Raw genomic sequence first — 14,344 nt, 5'->3', positions numbered from 1 at the left:
CCGATGAGAGAAGCCACCAGCCCCGACGGTCGGCCGCGCCGCCGGCCGGCGCCACGCACCGCCGCCCTGACCGCGGCCGCCGTCCTGCTGGCGTTGGTCGCCGCACCGGTCGGCGTCGCCCGGGCCCTGGACGCGCACCAGCCGCTCACCGCCGTCGCCGTGGCCGCCGTGGCGGTGCTCTGGCTGATCGCGGTGGGCGTCGCCGCGACCGGCGCCGAGCGCTCCCGCCGGCTCGCCGAGGAACTGGCCGCGCAGCACGAGGAGACCCGGGCCGCGCTGGTCGCCGCCGGCGCCGCCCGGCAGGCCGAGACGGCCGCCCGGGACCGGGCCGCCGCCGCGCTCACCGAACGGGACGCCGCCCGGGCCGAGCAGGCCCGCGCCGAGGCGGACGTCGCCGCCGCTCACGCCGAGCTGGCCGGGCTGCGGATCCGGCTGGACACCGAGCGGGCCGAGGCGGAGGCGGAGCGGGAACGGACCGCCGCCGAGCGGGCCGAGCTGGAGCGGATCCCCGAGGTCGTGCTGCCCGAGGTGGTGAAGAAGCTGCGCGGGGGCGCGGCCGTGGACAGCGCCCTGGCCGCCCACCGCAAGCACCCCCAGTACGCGCTGCTGCGCGCCGTCGGCGAGGAGATCGGCCGGGGCGAGCGGCTGCGGGCCGCCGCGCTGGCGGTCTGCGCGACCGCCGCCGGCCGGGTCCAGGCCCTGGCCACGAGCATGCACGCGGAACTGCGCGAGATGCAGCACCGGCACGACGAGGAGGTCCTCGGCGACCTGCTGCGGCTGGACCACTCGACCGCCCAGGCGGGCCGGATGGCGGACAGCATCGCGGTGCTCACCGGCGCCCGCTCGGGCCGCCGCTGGGCCAAGCCGATCGCGGTGGAGTCGGTGCTGCGCGGCGCGCTCGGCCGGATCGGCGCCTACCAGCGGGTGCGGCTGCACAACGCCAGCACCGCCGCGGTCGCCGGCTTCGCGGCCGAGGGCGTGATGCACGCGCTGGCCGAGCTGCTCGACAACGCCACCAACTTCTCCGCTCCGCCGTCCGAGGTGCACGTCTACGTCGAGGAGGTGCCGGCCGGTCTGGCGGTCACCGTCGAGGACAGCGGGCTGGGCCTCGGCGACAGTTGGCTGCGCCGGGCCGAACGCGCCGTCTCCACCGAGCCGCTGGACCTCGCCACGCTCTCCGCGGGTACCCGGCTGGGCCTCGCGGTGGTCGGCGTGCTGGCGCGTAAGCACGGATTGCAGATCTCCTTCCGGCCGTCCGCGCGCGGTGGTACCGGAGTGGTGATGCTGATCCCGCAGCAGCTGGTCACCCACGTCTCTCCGGCGTCCGCCGCAGCTCCCGCCACGGCGCCCGCGCCCGCGCCCGCGGCGGAGGCCGTGCGCCCCGCGCTCACCCCCGCCCGGCCGGCGCCCGCCTCACTGCCGCCCGCTCCCAGCGCGCCCGGCGCCGGACCGGCTCCGGTGCCGGCCGCCGTACCGGCCGGCACGGCCGTCCCGGCACCCGCCGTCCCCGCCCGGACCCCGGCCGCGCCCGCCCGGATGACCGACAGCGGCCTGCCGCAGCGCCGCCGCGGGCAGACCCTGGCCACGACCACCACCTCCGCCGCGGCCCCGGTCCCCGAGCCCGTACGGACCGACGCGGCGCGCGCCGCCGCCCGGTTCGGCGCCTTCCGCCGGGCCGCCCAGCCGGCGCTGCCCGCCTCCGGGCCGACGCCGACCGCGGACACCGACACCACGCCCGACGCTTCCCCCGTCACCGAGAAGGACACCTGATGAGCAGCGCCCCCGACCGCGACCTCGACTGGCTGTTGGAAAACCTGCTGGCGGCAACCCCCGGCACCCGGCACGCCCTGGTTCTCTCCGCCGACGGCCTCAAGCTCTGCCACACCGCCGGGCTGAGCGCCGACCAGGCCGACCAGCTGTCCGCGATCGCCTCCGGTCTGCAGAGCCTGGCGCACGGCGCCTCGATCGAGTTCGGCGACGGCAGCGGCGGTGTGCGGCAGTCGATGACCGAGTTCCACGGCGGCATCCTGTGCATCGTGGCGGCCGGTGAGGGCGCCCACCTCGCGGTGGTCACGGACGACGACGCGGACGTGGGCGTGGTCGGCCACAACATGCACGGCCTGATCGAGCAGATCGGCATCCACCTCAGCGCGCCCGCCCGGGGCTCGGACCCCGGCGAGGCCGCCGCGCAAGAGAGCGCCGGGATATGACCGGCGGGCCGGTGCTGCCGGGCCGGGACGACGACCCGGACCGCCTCTACACCATCACCGGGGGCCGCAGCCGCGCCCCGGAGAACGCCTTCGACCTGGTCACCCTGATCGTCGCCGAGCGGCAGCCGGCGCCGGGGATGCAGTCGGAGCACGCCCGGATCCTGCGGATGTGCGAGGCCCCGACCGCCGTCGTGGAGGTGGCGGCGGAGCTGTCGCTGCCCGTCTCGGTGGTGAAGATCCTGCTCGGCGACCTGCTGGAGTCCGGGGCGGTCACCGCCCGCCACCCCAGGTTCGCGCCGAACAAGGCCCGGCTGCCCGATCTCGACACGCTGAAGCAGGTGCTGCATGGCCTCCAACGGCTCTGACGACCCGCCGGTGGGGCGCACCCCGCTGCGGGCGACCGCCGACAACGCGCTGAAGATCGTCGTGGTCGGCGGCTTCGGGGTGGGCAAGACCACCCTGGTCGGCTCGGTCAGCGAGATCCGCCCGCTGAACACCGAGGAGGTGATGACCCGGGCGGGGGAGGGCATCGACCCGGCCGGCAGCTGGGGCAAGCGCTCCACCACGGTCGCCTTCGACTTCGGCCGGATCACCCTGTCCGAGCGGCAGGTGCTGTACCTGTTCGGCGCGCCCGGGCAGGAACGCTTCTGGTTCCTCTGGGACCGGCTGTTCAGCGGTGCCCTGGGAGCGGTCGTCCTGGTGGACACCCGGCGGCTGGAGGACTCCTGGTACGCGATCGACCGGCTGGAGCACCACGGCACCCCGTTCATCGTCGCCCGCAACAACTTCGGCGAGCCCGGCCACACCCTGGAGCAGGTCCGCGAGGCCCTGGACCTGCCGCCCGAGGTCCCGCTGGTGGACTGCGACGCCCGCGACCGCGAGTCCGGCAAGCGGGTGCTGATCGAACTGGTCCAGCACCTGGCCGCCCTGGCCGGGGCCGAGACCCCGTTGACGTACGAGGAGAGCACCCCGTGACCGAGCCCGCCGTCACCCCGCCCCCGGGCTGCCCGGCGCACGCCGGCGCCACGCCGCTGTACGGGCCGCGCTTCCAGACCGACCCGGCCCAGCTCTACCGCGAGCTGCGCGCCGCCCACGGGCCGGTCGCCCCGGTCGAGCTGGCCGGCGGTGTGCCCGCCTGGCTGGTCATCGGCTACCGGGAACTGCAGCAGGTCACCGGCCAGCCGCAGCTGTTCGGCCGGGACTCCAGCCGTTGGCACGCCTGGGACACCCTGCCGGCCGACTGGCCGCTGAAGCCGATGATGGCCCCGGTGCCGTCGGTCCTCTACGCCGAGGGCGAGGAGCACGTCCGCCGGTCCCGGGCCGTCACCGACGCGCTGGCCGGGATCGACCCGTACGAGCTGCGCAAGCACTCCGAGGAGATCGCCGACCGGCTGATCGACGAGTTCGCCGGGCGCGGCGAGGCCGACCTGGTCGCCGAGTACGCGCACCGGATGCCGTTGCTGGTGCTGTGCCGGGTCCTCGGCCTGGACGAGGAGCAGGCGCCGCAGCTGATCGCGGCGCTGCTGGCGATGCTGGACGGCGGCGCGGACGCCCCGGCCGGTGCCCAGCGGCTGCTGGAGCTGATGCTCGCGCTGGTCGAGGAGAAGGCCGAGCACCCGGGCGCCGACGTGACCTCGCGGATGCTGGAGCACGATGCCGGGCTGACCCACGACGAGGTGATGCGCGACCTGCGGGTGCTGCTGATCTCCGGCCACCAGCCGAGCTCGTACTGGATCTCCAACGCGCTTCGGCTGATGCTCACCGACGAGCGCTTCGCCGCATCGCTGGCGGGCGGACGGCGCAGCATCAGCCAGGCGCTCAACGAGGCGCTCTGGGAGGACACGCCGGTCCAGATCTTCGCCGGTCGCTGGGCGGTGCGGGACACCCAGCTCGGCGGCCAGCGGATCGGCGAGGGGGACATGCTGCTGCTCGGCTTCGCCGGGGCCAACGCGGACCCGTCGGTACGCCGGCCCGACGGCCGTCCGGCCGAGGGCAACCGGGCGCACATGAGCTACTCGTACGGCGAGCACGGCTGCCCGTTCCCGGCGCAGGAGGCGGCCGAGGTGATCGCCACCACCGCGATCGAGGTCCTGTTGGACCGGCTGCCGGACCTGCGGCTGGCGGTGGCCGAGCACGCCCTGGTGTGGCGGCCCTCGGCCTGGGTGCGCGGGCTGGTCGCGCTGCCCGTCTCGTTCACCCCGGGCTACTGACCACCGGGCCCACGCCCGAGTCGACCCCATGTCCCCGTACGCGAAGGAGAGTTGCCGCCGATGACCGCTGCCCCGGCCCCGATCGCCCTCGACCCGCTGGCCCGTGACAACGCCGCCGAGGGTGCCCTGCTGCGGGCCGCCGGCCCGGCGGTGCCGGTGGTGCTGCCCGGTGGGGTCGCCGCCTGGGCGGTGACGCAGCACGCGGCCGCGCGCGACCTGCTCACCGACGCCCGGCTGGTGAAGGACGCCCGGCACTGGGCGGCCTACCAGCGCGGCGAGGTGCCGAAGACCTGGCCGCTGATCGGCCTGGCGGTGCCGGGCCCGAGCATGGTGACCACGGACGGCGCCGAGCACCGTCGGCTGCGGGCGCTGGTCGCCCAGGCCTTCACCCCGCGCCGGGTCGAGCTGATGCGGCCGCGGGTGGAGGAGATCACCCACGGGCTGCTGGACGCCCTGGCGGCCGGGGATCCGGTGGTCGACCTCAAGACCGCCTTCGCCTTCCCGTTGCCGATGACGGTGATCTGCTCGCTGCTGGGCGTCCCGGCGTCGGACCACGACCTGCTGCGTGACCTGTACGAGCGGTTCTTCGGCATCAAGCCCGACCCGGAGGGCATCCAGGCGACCGTCGCCGGGCTGAACGCCTTCGTCAACGGCCTGGTGGCGCAGCGCCGTTCGGTGCCGGGCGACGACCTGGCGAGCGTGCTGCTGGCGGCGGAAGCCGAGGGCGGGGCGCTCACCGACGCGGAGGCGGCGGCCACCCTGCGGGTGATCATCGCGGCAGGGCACGAGACGACGGTCAACCTGATCGGCAACGCCGTACGGGCGCTGCTGGCGCACCCGGACCAGCTGGAGCTGGTGCGTTCGGGCCGGGTGTCCTGGGACGCGGTGGTCGAGGAGTCGCTCCGCTGGACGCCGCCGACCAGCAACTTCCTGTTCCGCTTCGCGGCCGAGGACATCGAGGTCGGCGAGCTGGTGATCCCGGCGGGCGAGCCGGTGCTGGTCTCGTACAACGCGATCGGTCGGGACCCGCTGCAGCACGGGGTGGCGGCGGAACTGTTCGACATCACCCGGGACCCGGCCCGGCACCTGTCGTTCGGGCACGGTCCGCACGTCTGCCCGGGCTCGCCGCTGGCCCGGCTGGAGGCGGGGGTCGCGCTGCCGGCACTCTTCGAGCGCTTCCCCGGGATCTCGCTGGCCGTGCCGGACGGCGAGCTGCGACCGAGTCCGTCGCTGGTGGTGAACAGCCTGCTGGAGCTGCCCGTCCGGCTCTGGTGACGACAGGTCAGCGGCGAAGCCCCGTCCGGTTCCGGGCGGGGCTTCGGCGTTCGGTCCCTCCGGTCGTCCCCGCGGTCGTTGCGCCGGCCGCCGGGTTTCGGGGGCCGTGGTGGGGGCACCGGTGGGTGAAGGTCGACCATGGACCTTGGCGGCGGCCGACGGCTGCGTTAACGTCGTCCAATCGGTTCGGCCGACCGACTCTCCCGGCGACCCCTGCCCGCCCATCTCCGGTACAGCGCAATGTCGTTCAGCCCACCCCAGGCAGCACGCCCTGGCGAGGAGGACCGCATTGACCCTCAACCCGACCGCGCCGGCTCCGAGTTCCCGCCGCCGACTCGTTGCCGCACCCGCCCTGCTGGCGGCACTGGCCCTGACCGCGGCCTGCTCGAACAGCTCCGGCGGTTCGGGTGGCGGCGGTGGAGCCGCCCAGACGCTGACCGGTGACTGTGCCAAGTACCAGCCCTACGCCGGGCATTCGGGCACCACCGTGACGATGTTCGCCTCCATCCTCAGCCCGGAGTCGGACAACCTGGAGAAGTCCTGGGCCGAGTTCGGCAAGTGCACCGGGATCAAGATCAGCTACGAGGGGTCCAACGACTTCGAGTCCCAGCTGCCGGTCCGGGTGGCCGGCGGCAACGCCCCGGACTTCGCGATCATCCCGCAGCCTGGCCTGCTGGCCCAGATGGTCAAGAGCGGCAAGGTGGTCAAGCCGCCCGCCCAGACCGTCGCCAACCAGGACAAGTGGAGCCCGGTCTGGAAGACCTACGGATCCGTCGACGGCACCTTCTACGCGGCCCCGATGAGCGCCAACATGAAGTCGCTGGTCTGGTACTCGCCGAAGGCCTTCGCGGGGGCCGGCTACCAGGTGCCCAAGACCTGGGCGGACCTGATGGCGCTCAGCGACCGGATCGCCAAGGCGGGCGGCCCCAAGCCCTGGTGCGGCGGCATCGCCTCCGGCACCGCCACCGGTTGGCCGGCCACCGACTGGCTGGAGGAGGTGGTGCTGGGCACGTACGGCGGCGACGTCTACGACCAGTGGGTCGGCCACCAGGTGAAGTTCTCCGACCAGAAGATCACCACGGCGATGCAGACCGTCGCCGACTGGATGCTCAACCCGGCCTGGGTGAACGGCGGTTACGGCGACGTCAAGTCGATCGCCACCACCACGTTCCAGGACGCGGGCGCGCCGATCCTCACCGGGAAGTGCGCGATGCTCCAGCAGGCCTCCTTCTACGAGGCGCAGTGGCCCAAGGGCACCAAGGTCGCCCCGGACGGCGACGTCTTCGCCTTCCACCTGCCCGCGGTCAACCCGGCGATCGCCAACCCGGTCGAGGGCGGCGGCGAGTTCCTGGCCGCGTTCTCCAGCAAGCCCGAGGTGCAGGCGGTGCAGAACTACCTGTCCAGCTCGGACTGGGCGAGCAGCCGGGTGAAGACCGCGAGCGGCTGGGTCTCGGCCAACCAGGGCGTGGACAAGAGCCTGTACACCGATCCGATCGACAAGCTCTCGGCGGAGGCGCTGACCGACCCGAGCGCGACCTTCCGCTTCGACGCCTCCGACATGATGCCGGCGGCCGTCGGCTCCGGGCAGGAGTGGAAGTCGCTGACCGCCTGGTTCGCGGAGGGGCAGTCGGTCCAGAAGGTCGCGGGCGACATCGACGCCGCCTGGCCGAAGTAGCCCGGCCCGGCCTCGGGGCGGGTGTTCGCCGTCGGGCCGGAGTGCGCACAGCGGAACCACCTGTCGAGGGCGGTGCGGGACCACCCACCCGCACCGCCCGTCCCCTTCCCACCGGACCCGAAGGGACGTGCAGCCATGTCCGTATCCGGCTCACCGCCGGCCGCCGGCCCCCTGGCCGTCGGCGCCTGGGGTGACGCGGCGGTCAAGTTCGGCAACAGCATCGGCGCGATCGCGGGCTTCCTCGGCATCCTGCTGGTGGTCTTCCTGGCGGCCGGCCGAGCCCGCGGCCGCCTGGCCCGCCCCCTGGCCGTGCTGGTCTTCCTCGGACCGGCGGTGCTGTTGCTGGTGGTCGGCCTGGTGGCTCCGCTGATCCGCACCGTGTACCTGAGCCTGCACGACGCGGACGGCGGCAAGTTCGTCGGCGGCGAGAACTTCGGCTGGGCGTTCACCACCGACTCGGTGCAGAAGGTGCTGGTCAACACGCTGCTGTGGCTGGTGGTCGCCCCCCTGGTGGCGACCGGCCTCGGCCTGGTGCTGGCCCTGCTGGTGGACCGGATGCGCGGCCAGGCCGCCTACAAGTCGCTGATCTTCATGCCGATGGCGATCTCGCTGGTCGGCGCCTCGATCATCTTCAAGTTCGTCTACGAGGCCCGCGGGGAGGACCAGCCGCAGATCGGTCTGCTGAGCCAACTCGCCCACGCGGTGGGCTGGTCGGACCCGCCGAACTGGCTGCTCACCCAACCGCTGAACACCTTCCTGCTGATGGCCGTCATGGTCTGGGTGCAGACCGGGTTCGCGATGGTGGTGCTGTCGGCGGCGATCAAGGCGATCCCGGACGAGGTGGTGGAGGCGGCCCGGCTGGACGGCGCCACCGGGGTGCGGCTGTTCTGGCACGTCACCGTGCCGATGATCCGCACCACGGTGATGGTCGTGCTGACCACCGTCATGATCATCACGCTCAAGGCCTTCGACATCGTCCGCACCATGACCGGCGGCAACTTCGGCACCCAGGTGCTGGCCAACGAGATGTACTCGCAGTCCTTCGTGCAGTTCGACGACGGGCGGGGCGGCGCCCTCGCGGTGCTGCTGTTCCTCGCGGTGCTGCCGCTGGTGGCCTACAACATCGTCCAGCTGCGGAGGGAGCGTGAGGTGCGGTGAGCGGTCGAGAAGCGGTGGGTGACGGGAGCGCGGTGGGCGACCGGGGCTCGGTGGGTGTCCGGCGCTCGGTGGGGGTCCGGCGCGCGGTGGGGGTCCGGGGCCCGGTGGGTGGTGGTGGCGCCGCCCGCCACCGGAACCCGGTGCGGAAGTCCTTCAGCAGCCCGCTGGCCTCGGCGTTCGTGATCGCGATGACGGTGCTCTGGACGGTCCCGACCCTCGGGTTGCTGGTGACCTCACTGCGCCCCAAGCAGGACGTGACCACCGACGGCTGGTGGAACGCCCTGATCCATCCGGACTTCGGCCTCGGCAACTACCACGCGGTGCTGTTCGAGGGCGGCTCCGGCGGCTCCACCGGGCTGATGCCCTTCCTGGTGAACTCACTGGCGATCAGCATCCCGGCCACCTTCTTCCCGCTGGTGCTGGCGGCGATGGCGGCGTACGCGCTGGCCTGGGTGCGCTTCAGGGGGAGCGACGCGGTGTTCTTCACGGTGTTCGCCCTCCAGGTGGTGCCGCTCCAGATGGCGCTGATCCCGTTGCTGCGGCTGTTCTCCAGCGGCGCCCACCTGGGCTCGCTGACGCTGATCCCTGCGGTGGACCTGAAGGGGAGCTACGCACCGGTATGGCTGGCGCACACCATGTTCGCGATGCCGCTGGCGGTGTTCCTGCTGCACAACTTCATCGCCCAGCTGCCCCGCGACCTGATGGAGGCGGCGGTGGTGGACGGCGCCTCGCACTTCAAGATCTTCCGGTCGATCGTGCTGCCGCTGTGTGCGCCGGCCCTGGCCTCGTTCGCGATCTTCCAGTTCCTGTGGGTCTGGAACGACCTGCTGGTCGCCCTGACCTTCGCGGGCGGCACGCCGGAGGTGGCGCCGATGACGGTCCGGCTGGCGCAGCTGTCCGGCTCGCTCGGCGGGCGCTGGGAGCTGCTCACGGCCGGGGCGTTCCTGTCGATCATCGTGCCGCTGATCGTCTTCTTCAGCCTGCAGCGGTACTTCGTCCGGGGGCTGCTGGCCGGCTCGGTGAAGGGGTAGCCGGGGCGGTCGCCGCGCGGGCACCCGGGCGCGCGCCAGACGGTCGCTAGGCGGGCACCCTGGCGGTCGCAGGGTGGGCGCTGGACGGTCGCAGGGCGGTCGTGGGGAGGGAGAGCCCTGGTCAGGGAGATTCTGAACACGTTCAGAAGAGACTTTTGAACTTGTTCAGAATGGTCTACGGTCGGCTGCGGCGAAGGCGTTGACGCGCCCGCCGCCGGACCGCCCGGAGGGTGGCTTCCGCATGCCCGCCGACCACCGAGGGGGACCCATGACAGGCCCGTCCACGCCTGCCCCGGCCGATCCGCAGCCCACGTCCGACCCCCGGGGGTCGGGGGACCCGTACGCGCCCTATGCGTCCGCGGACCCGTATGCGCCGTACGCGTCGGCGGACCCGCACGGGTCGCACGGGCCGCATCGGCCGTACGACCGGCCGCAGGCGTCCGGGGGGCCGACGCTCGCGGCACGGCTTCACGGCACCGACCCCGACCGGCGGGCGGCGGCCACGCCGCGGGTCCTCCTGTTCGCCCTGCTCACCGGCCTGCTGGCGGCCTGGCTGCTGTACGACGGGGTGGGTGCCAACCTGCTGATCTGCGGCGCCGCCACGGCCGCCGTCGCCGGTGCCGTCGCCCACGCGGCCGGTCGCCGGATCCGGCCCTGGACGGCTGTCTGGAGCCTGCTGGCCCTCGCCCTGCTCGCCGTCCCGGCCTGCTGGGACGCGGGCTGGCCCGGGCTGCTGGCCTCCGGCTGTGCGTTGGGCCTGGCCTCGCTCGCCCTGCACGGCGGTCGCCGCTGGTCGGGGGTGCTGCTCGCGCTGCCGGCCGTGCTCTGGCAGTCCGTGTCGGGCGTGGGCTGGGTCTGGGACGCCATGGAGGGTCGCGCGCTGCCCGGCCGCGGCCGGATCGTCCCGGTGCTCAAGGCGCTCGCGGTCGCCGTCGCGCTGCTGGTCGTCTTCGGCCTGCTGTTCGCGAGTGCCGACCCCGCCATGGCCGACCTGCTGACCGAGCTGAGTCCCACTGTCGACGTCCGGCAACTTCCCCTGCGCGGGCTGCTGTTCGCGATCGGGACGCTCACCGCGCTGGGCTTCGCCCACATCGGGGCCGGCCCGCGCCGCTGGGACCGGCTGGCGGTGCGCCCGGGGCGGGAGCGCCGACGGCTGGAATGGGCGCTGCCCCTGGTCGCGCTCAACCTGATGTTCGGCGCCTTCGCCGTGATCCAGGCCGTGGTGGTGCTGGGCGGCGCCGACGCCGTGCTGAGCAGCACCGGCATGAGCCGCTCCGCGTACGCCCGGCAGGGCTTCTGGCAGCTGAGCGTGATCACCGTGCTGACCCTGGTCGTGGTGGCCGTCGCCAAGCGCTGGGCCCCGCGCACCACCCCGGCCGACCGCCGGCTGGCGCGGATCCTGCTCGGGCTGCTCTGCCTGCTCGCGCTGGCGGTGGTCGCCTCGGCGCTCGGCCGGATGTGGTTCTACGTGGACGCCTCCGGGCTCACCCGGCTGCGACTGTGGGTGCTGGTGGTCGAGATCTGGCTGGGCGTCGTCTTCCTGCTGCTGATCACCGCCGGGCTGACCCGCCGTACGGGCTGGCTGCCGCGCGCCGTCGTCCTCAGCGGCATGCTCACCGTCGCGGTGTACGGCCTGATGGGACCGGACGCGATCGTCGCGGAGCAGAACGTGGCACGGTACGAGCGTTCGCAGCAGATCGATCTGCGCAACGTCCGTGAACTGTCGGCGGACGCGGTGCCCGCCCTCGACCGGCTGCCCGAGCCGCAGCGGAGCTGCTCGCTGCAGCTGATCCGGGTCGACCTGGACCGCGACGTCCGGCCCTGGTACGCGGCCGGGAGTTCGGTCCTGCGGGCCCGGGGGGTCCTGGCCGACCACCCGCTGGTGGAGGGGCCGGTGCGGGGGCGCGGTGCCTGCGAGTGGGCCGGGCTGGTGTCCGAGGACCGCTGGTAGCGGTAGCACCGGTCGGGGGCGGGGCGAAGGGGGAAGCGGCCGGGCCGGCCGGGAGTGGGTTGCTCCCGGCCGGCCCGTGGTGGTGGCTCCTGCGGTGGTTCCCGCGGTGGTTCCCCCCGCGGTTCCCGCAGCGGTCCTCGCGGTGGTTCAGGGGCTGGTCAGTGCATCGCGACGCCGGCGGTGTCGCCGCTCGGCAGGTCGCCGGGCTTCGCCTTGACGGCGAACAGCGCGACCAGCAGCGCGACCCCGGCGAGCGCCGCGCCGACGATGAAGCCGTGCGAAATGCCCTGGGCGAGCACGGTGTTGGCGGCGTCGGAACCCGGCGGGAAGTCGCTCTTGTCGTGGAAGTAGGCCAACTGGTCCGGCGAGGCCGTCTGCAGGAACTTCGGCAGCTGCGCCTTGAACTCGGGCACGGCGTAGTGCGCGAAGACCGTGGTCAGGATCGAGAGACCGAGCGAACCACCGATCTGCTGCATCGAGTTGAGCAGGCCGGAGGCGGCGCCGGTCTCCTCGCCCGGCACGCCCGCCACGGAGAGCAGCATCACCGGGACGAAGATCAGGCCCATGCCGAAGCCGAAGATCACGGTGGGGGCGAGCACGCCGTCCAGGTAGCCGCTGTCCTTGTGGATCTGGGTCAGCCAGGTGAGGCCGACGGTGACCAGCAGCGCGCCGCCCGCCATGAACGGCTTCGGGCCGTACTTGGCCTGCAGGCTCGACGCGACCTGCGCGGCGATGATGATCGAGACGCTGATCGGCAGGAACGAGACGCCCGCCTTGAGCGGGCTGTACCCGAGCGGCCCCTGCACGAACAGGACGACGTAGAAGAAGATGCCGAACATGGCCGCGGCCAGGCAGAGCATCATCACCAGGCCGCCGGTGCGGTTGCGGTCGGCGAACAGGTGCAGCGGGGTGATCGGCTGGTCGGTGCGCCGCTCGATCACGAAGAACGCGGCCAGCAGGATCGCGCCGGCGGCGAAGGAGCCGAGGGTCAGACCGTCCGACCAGCCGTCCGAGGCGGCTCGGATGAAGCCGTAGACCAGGCCGACCAGGCCGAGCGTCGAGGTGAGCGCGCCGGGGATGTCGAACCGGCCCGGGTGGCGCTCGGACTCGGTGATGTAGCGCGGCGCGGCGATCGCGATCAGGACGGCGATCGGCACGTTGACGAAGAACACCCAGCGCCAGTCGAGGTACTCGGTGAGCAGACCGCCGGCCAGCAGGCCGATCGCGGCTCCGGAACCGGCCACCGCCGAGAAGACGCCGAACGCCTTGTTGCGTTCCGGCCCCTCGTCGAAGTTGGTGGCGATCAGCGCGAAGGCGGTCGGCGAACAGATCGCGCCGCCGATGCCCTGGAGCGCGCGGGCGGCCAGCAGCAGGGTGCTGTCCTGGGCGAAACCGCCCAGCAGCGAGGCCAGGCCGAACAGCAGGGTGCCGAAGATGAACACCCGGCGGCGGCCGAGGATGTCGCCCGCCCGACCGCCGAGCAGCAGCAGGCCGCCGAAGGTCAGCGTGTAGGCGTTGATCACCCACGACAGGTCGGTGGTGGAGAAGTTCAGCGCGTCCTTGATGTGCGGCAGCGCGATGTTCACGATGGTCGCGTCGAGCACCACCATGAGCTGGGTGGCCGCGATGACGGCCAGGGTGATGCCCTTCCCCCGGCTCTGGCCGCCCTTCGGTGGCGCGTTCTTGCTGAGTGTGTCGGAGATAGCCACGAATGTGCCCCCTGCTGGCTACGTGCTTGGGTGCTTGGGTGCTTGGGTCTGCCGCGGATCTGCTGGCGCGAACATGCTGTTGCGCGGTGGCGCGACCTAGGAAGGAACGGTGCCGTTCACTAATCTGGACGATATCCTGGCGTGAATAGTGAACGCAAGCGTTCCTTACGGAGGTAGGCGATGGATCGGTTGGTGCGGCGCCTGACGGCGGACCGGGCGTCCGGTCGGGCGGCCGCCCGACCGGCGGAGGAGACGGGTCCGCCGATCCCGGTGCGGGTGGGGCCGGGGGTGTCCGGGGCGCCGGGGTCGTACGGGGTGCCGGCGGCGTCCGCCGCGCCTGCGGATGCCGGCGTGGCGTTGGAGTCCTTGGAGTCCGCAGTGCCCGCGGATTCCGGCGTGCCGGCGGAATCCGGGCGCTGTTGTTCGATGCGGGCCGCCCGGGAGGTGCTGGCGCGACCGGTGCGGCGTCGGGGGAAGGAGTTGGAGAACGCGATCTTCGAAGCCGCGCTCGACCAGCTCACCTCCGGCGGTTACGCGCGACTGACGATGGAAGGCGTCGCCGCTGCGGCGCGAACCGGGAAGGCCGCGCTCTACCGGCGCTGGGCGTCCAAGGTCGAACTCGTCATCGACGCCCTGGACTCCACTCTGCCACGCCCTCACGGGGTCCCCGATCTCGGGTCCGCCCGTGCCGAATTGCTGCAGCTCATCGAGCTGTTCACGGACGCGATCGGTTCCCGCTCGGGCGCCGCCCTGCACGCACTGATGGCCGAGCTGTCCCAGCAACAGGCCGCGGTGTTCAAGGACTTCATCGTGCAGCGGGTGATCGGGCCGACCAAGGACACCATCCTGGACATCCTCCGTCGTGGCGTCGCACGCGGGGAGGTCCGGCCCGACGCGGTCTCCCCGCTGGTCGCCGACATCGTCCCGGCGATGCTGATGTTCCAGGTCAAGGTCTTCGACGGGGGGCTGGCCCCCGACTTCGCGGTCCGGCTGGTGGACGACGTGCTGGTCCCGATGGTCCGGCAGCCGTAGCCGGGCTCCGGCGGGCGCACCTGGGTGGTCCTCCCGGGCGGGAGGTGGGGGCGGCCGTCCCGGCCGGCAGACGGGCGGCAGACGGGCGGCAGA

At 73.1% G+C, this 14,344-nt stretch carries 12 protein-coding genes; 11 read left to right on the top strand and 1 reads right to left on the bottom strand.

All coding sequences use genetic code 11. From position 1 onward, the window contains the following. The first annotated feature begins 3 nt into the window (after window positions 1–3). The 10 genes from ACIRVF_RS35480 (at window position 4) to ACIRVF_RS35435 (ending at window position 11,510) form a co-directional block, all read left to right on the top strand. Window positions 4–1,770, top strand: coding sequence for a sensor histidine kinase (locus tag ACIRVF_RS35480; RefSeq protein ID WP_402827463.1), 1,767 nt, complete (start codon window positions 4–6; stop codon window positions 1,768–1,770). After that, complete coding sequence (locus tag ACIRVF_RS35475) at window positions 1,770–2,210, top strand: roadblock/LC7 domain-containing protein (protein WP_402827460.1); 441 nt, start codon at window positions 1,770–1,772, stop codon at window positions 2,208–2,210. The genes ACIRVF_RS35480 and ACIRVF_RS35475 overlap by 1 nt, the downstream gene beginning before the upstream one ends. Beyond that, complete coding sequence (locus ACIRVF_RS35470) at window positions 2,207–2,575, top strand: DUF742 domain-containing protein (RefSeq protein WP_402827457.1); 369 nt, start codon at window positions 2,207–2,209, stop codon at window positions 2,573–2,575. Before ACIRVF_RS35475 ends, ACIRVF_RS35470 begins: the two co-directional genes overlap by 4 nt. Then, window positions 2,556–3,185: a GTP-binding protein gene (locus tag ACIRVF_RS35465; protein WP_402827454.1), complete on the top strand. Its 630-nt coding sequence runs from the start codon at window positions 2,556–2,558 to the stop codon at window positions 3,183–3,185. Before ACIRVF_RS35470 ends, ACIRVF_RS35465 begins: the two co-directional genes overlap by 20 nt. Next, window positions 3,182–4,420, top strand: coding sequence for a cytochrome P450 (locus ACIRVF_RS35460; RefSeq protein ID WP_402827451.1), 1,239 nt, complete (start codon window positions 3,182–3,184; stop codon window positions 4,418–4,420). The genes ACIRVF_RS35465 and ACIRVF_RS35460 overlap by 4 nt, the downstream gene beginning before the upstream one ends. Window positions 4,421–4,480: 60 nt before the next feature. Next, window positions 4,481–5,695: a cytochrome P450 gene (locus tag ACIRVF_RS35455; protein WP_402827449.1), complete on the top strand. Its 1,215-nt coding sequence runs from the start codon at window positions 4,481–4,483 to the stop codon at window positions 5,693–5,695. Window positions 5,696–5,984: 289 nt separating this feature from the next. Then, window positions 5,985–7,370, top strand: coding sequence for an ABC transporter substrate-binding protein (locus ACIRVF_RS35450; RefSeq protein ID WP_402827446.1), 1,386 nt, complete (start codon window positions 5,985–5,987; stop codon window positions 7,368–7,370). A 135-nt stretch (window positions 7,371–7,505) separates the two neighbouring features. Beyond that, on the top strand, window positions 7,506–8,528 hold the full coding sequence (locus ACIRVF_RS35445; RefSeq protein ID WP_402827444.1) for a carbohydrate ABC transporter permease: 1,023 nt from the start codon (window positions 7,506–7,508) through the stop codon (window positions 8,526–8,528). Then, window positions 8,525–9,559: a carbohydrate ABC transporter permease gene (locus ACIRVF_RS35440; RefSeq protein WP_402827441.1), complete on the top strand. Its 1,035-nt coding sequence runs from the start codon at window positions 8,525–8,527 to the stop codon at window positions 9,557–9,559. Before ACIRVF_RS35445 ends, ACIRVF_RS35440 begins: the two co-directional genes overlap by 4 nt. A 268-nt stretch (window positions 9,560–9,827) precedes the next feature. Further along, a complete protein-coding gene (locus ACIRVF_RS35435; RefSeq protein WP_402827438.1) occupies window positions 9,828–11,510 on the top strand; it encodes a DUF4153 domain-containing protein in 1,683 nt (560 codons plus the stop codon). Between the two features lie 158 nt (window positions 11,511–11,668). Here ACIRVF_RS35435 and ACIRVF_RS35430 read toward each other — a convergent pair whose 3' ends face one another. Next, the gene (locus tag ACIRVF_RS35430; protein WP_402827571.1) at window positions 11,669–13,120 is read right to left on the bottom strand and encodes an MFS transporter; all 1,452 of its coding nucleotides are present in this window, start codon (window positions 13,118–13,120) and stop codon (window positions 11,669–11,671) included. A gap of 495 nt (window positions 13,121–13,615) precedes the next feature. On the opposite strand from ACIRVF_RS35430, the gene ACIRVF_RS35425 reads away from it, so the two are divergent. After that, window positions 13,616–14,251: a TetR-like C-terminal domain-containing protein gene (locus ACIRVF_RS35425; protein ID WP_402827435.1), complete on the top strand. Its 636-nt coding sequence runs from the start codon at window positions 13,616–13,618 to the stop codon at window positions 14,249–14,251. The last annotated feature ends 93 nt before the right edge of the window (window positions 14,252–14,344 follow it).

It is taken from the genome of Kitasatospora sp. NPDC101157 (assembly GCF_044768255.1).
Lineage (GTDB): Bacteria > Actinomycetota > Actinomycetes > Streptomycetales > Streptomycetaceae > Kitasatospora.
Note: the sequence above shows the minus strand (reverse complement) of the source record. Positions and strands in the feature narration are given on the sequence as shown.